This is a genomic window from bacterium (assembly GCA_040753555.1).
Lineage (GTDB): Bacteria > UBA9089 > UBA9088 > UBA9088 > UBA9088 > JBFLYE01.
Genome location: JBFMDZ010000262.1, coordinates 1 through 2,556, shown reverse-complemented (window position 1 = coordinate 2,556; position 2,556 = coordinate 1). Strand labels below are relative to the sequence as shown.

The window sequence follows — 2,556 nt, the reverse complement described above, 5'->3', positions numbered from 1 at the left end:
TAAATAAGATAAGGGATGAAGAAGATAGATTGAAGGAGATAGGCATCTTAAGTATGGGGTTTTAAAAGAGGGAATAAAAAATATTACTTCAGAGAAAGTAGGGGATATAAGCCTTGTTTTTGAGGTATTTGATAGCCTATCAAAGGATGAGCTTTCATTCTCAATAGACGAAATAGCAAACCCAATGGATTCTGGCGTTATCCTTCTTGGCTCTAAAACCAAAGATAGCATCCTTTTCTTACACAGAATTAGTAAATAGTTATGAAACAACGAATGGGAAGATTGTAGTATTTAAAACAAAAATTGTATTGGTTGATAAAGAAAGCAATCTTATTGATGCTCATTCCATAGAGCCCTGGAATATAAAGGATTGCTGCATAACTCCGCAACACGAGTATCTCTTTGTAATTCTCTCAAGACCAAGGGCTTTCCGTGGAGAAAGATTAGCTATATTCTCCATAACTTATGAGAAGATAGAAGGAGTGCTGAACTTTGGCAAATTTGCAAACTAACTTGAATGTGGAACTTAAGGAAATTTAATAAAATGCCGATAAATCTAATAGGATGGGACATATTCCTATACTTGAGATTCCAGAGGACATTCACAAAGTTTGTCAAAATTACAATTCTGTCTTTGAAAGAAAACCCCAGTTTAAAAATTTTGAAAGGTTTATTACAGGAATTATTGTTAATGATAAAGCAAACATCCAAGCCCTTGCTAAAAGTTTTAGGAGGGGAAGATATGATCGTTATGATAGCCTTCATCATTTCTTATCAGAAAGCTTATGGGACTATGAGAAGATTATGGAAACCTCTATCTCAGTAATTAAGCATTTAGATGAACCCTTTTCTTTTTCAGAGAAAAAGGGATGGCTTGTAATAGATGATACTTTGATAGAGAAATATGGAAAATTTATGGAGGGAACAGGAAAGCTTTATGACCATACCAAAGGGTGCTATCTTGAATATGGTCATTGTTTGGTTGTTTTTCTCTATATTGATAAAAGAGGAAATCGCTATCCCTTGAAGTTTGATCTTTATCTCAAGGAAGATTATTGTGAAATAGTAAAGGATAGATTTCGAACAAAGATAGAAATAGCCAAAGAACTAATTCAATAGACAAAAGACCAAGGAGTTGATTTTTGTGGATAAAGTCTTTGATAGTTGGTATTTCAGTAAAGAGCTTGTAGATTTTTTTTACAAGAGCATAAAAAAGATTGGGTAGCTTGTGCTAAAGGGGATAGAAAGATAGTTTATCAAGAAAGAACAACTACAATGAAGGACTTTAGTGATACAATCTCCGCTTGGGATATGAAACAATATACCATAGGAGACAATCGTTGTCGTTGTCTTCCTATAGAGGCAGGGCTTCCCACACTTCAAGCGAGGAACTCAAAAAATAAAGGTAATAATTTCAAGAGAATATAATGAAAACAATAGACTAAAAGAACCAATATTTATTGTTACTAACCGCAATGACTTTAGGGTAGAACGGGTTTTGCTTGCCTATCAAATGCGATGGACAATAGAAACCTTTTTTCGTGATGCCAAACAGCATCTTAAGATTTGAGGATTATCAGATGCGAGAACTAAAAGGTATCAAAAGTCATTGGTGCTTGGTTTTCACATCAGCAATAGTGCTTGAATTGATACGTGTTTATGTGATCACTAAGAAGGGTTTTGAAGGTCGCTTATTAACAGTGGGCGAATTGGAAAGATGTGCATTTGAAAGGGCAATCTGTTCCATCATAGAGTGGGTCATTGAGGTTAGAGACCAAAAGATGTCTAAGGAGGCTATCTTTGAATATTTAGGTTTTTGCCAAAGTTAAGTAATAAGAAGCATTTGACCAAAATATAAAATTTTGTTATATTGTATGGATGCAAAACAAATTAGCATTTATTAGATTAGCCCTTATCCCTTTATTTATCTTTACCATTGTCTATCAAAAAATCCCCCAAATTCCCCTCTTTCGCAATAAGCCCATTTTTCCTATCCTTATTTTCCTTATATTCTTAAGCCTTGAAATAGCAGATAGATTTCTTGATGAAGAAGGGGGTTTATCAGATGTTATCAACCCTATTTGTTCCAAAATATTCTTTGTTATTGCCTTTTTTCTTGCTTGTTCAAAATTGGGCTTTCCAAAATGGATTACCTATATTGTCATTAGCAGAGAGATTTTGGTAACTATTGGTTGGTTTGTCTTTTATCAAGCAATTCCAAATGAGACATTTGGAAAGGAAAGGGGCATTCTTGGAAAAGGTAGCTGTATTTTCCAGGCAATAACCATCCTTCTTTATCTTTTCAACGGAATGAGCCAATTAACCTACATTATTAGCATTGTTATGCTTACATTTGCAATAACATCCTTTATAGATTACCTTATAAATGTTTAATGTTTTGTGCCTTTACTTTACAAACTCCTTGCCTTCTTCAGAACTTCCCCAACTTTTTACAAATCTATATAAACAATAAGATAAAATGGATTATTGTTAAAAAAACAAAAAGAAAAGAAATATTTAAGAAAAATACCAAATCTGCCGATATTAAAGAAGGGG

5 protein-coding genes are annotated in these 2,556 nt (G+C 33.5%); 4 read left to right on the top strand and 1 reads right to left on the bottom strand.

What is annotated here, in order from left to right:
* Nucleotides 1–222 (bottom strand): hypothetical protein (locus AB1630_12210; GenBank protein MEW6104557.1); only part of this gene is annotated, 222 nt, incomplete at its 3' end.
* An 86-nt stretch (nt 223–308) separates the two neighbouring features.
* On the opposite strand from AB1630_12210, the gene AB1630_12205 reads away from it, so the two are divergent.
* From AB1630_12205 to AB1630_12190, 4 genes are all read left to right on the top strand, one after another.
* Nucleotides 309–512, top strand: coding sequence for a hypothetical protein (locus tag AB1630_12205; GenBank protein ID MEW6104556.1), 204 nt, complete (start codon nt 309–311; stop codon nt 510–512).
* 52 nt (nt 513–564) lie between these two features.
* On the top strand, nt 565–1,119 hold the full coding sequence (locus tag AB1630_12200; protein MEW6104555.1) for a transposase: 555 nt from the start codon (nt 565–567) through the stop codon (nt 1,117–1,119).
* A gap of 280 nt (nt 1,120–1,399) precedes the next feature.
* Nucleotides 1,400–1,570 carry a transposase gene (locus AB1630_12195; GenBank protein MEW6104554.1) on the top strand — a complete coding sequence of 57 codons (171 nt, stop codon included), beginning with the start codon at nt 1,400–1,402 and terminating at the stop codon, nt 1,568–1,570.
* A 308-nt stretch (nt 1,571–1,878) separates the two neighbouring features.
* Nucleotides 1,879–2,394, top strand: a complete 516-nt coding sequence (locus AB1630_12190) for a CDP-alcohol phosphatidyltransferase family protein (protein ID MEW6104553.1) — start codon at nt 1,879–1,881, stop codon at nt 2,392–2,394.
* Nucleotides 2,395–2,556 lie beyond the last annotated feature (162 nt).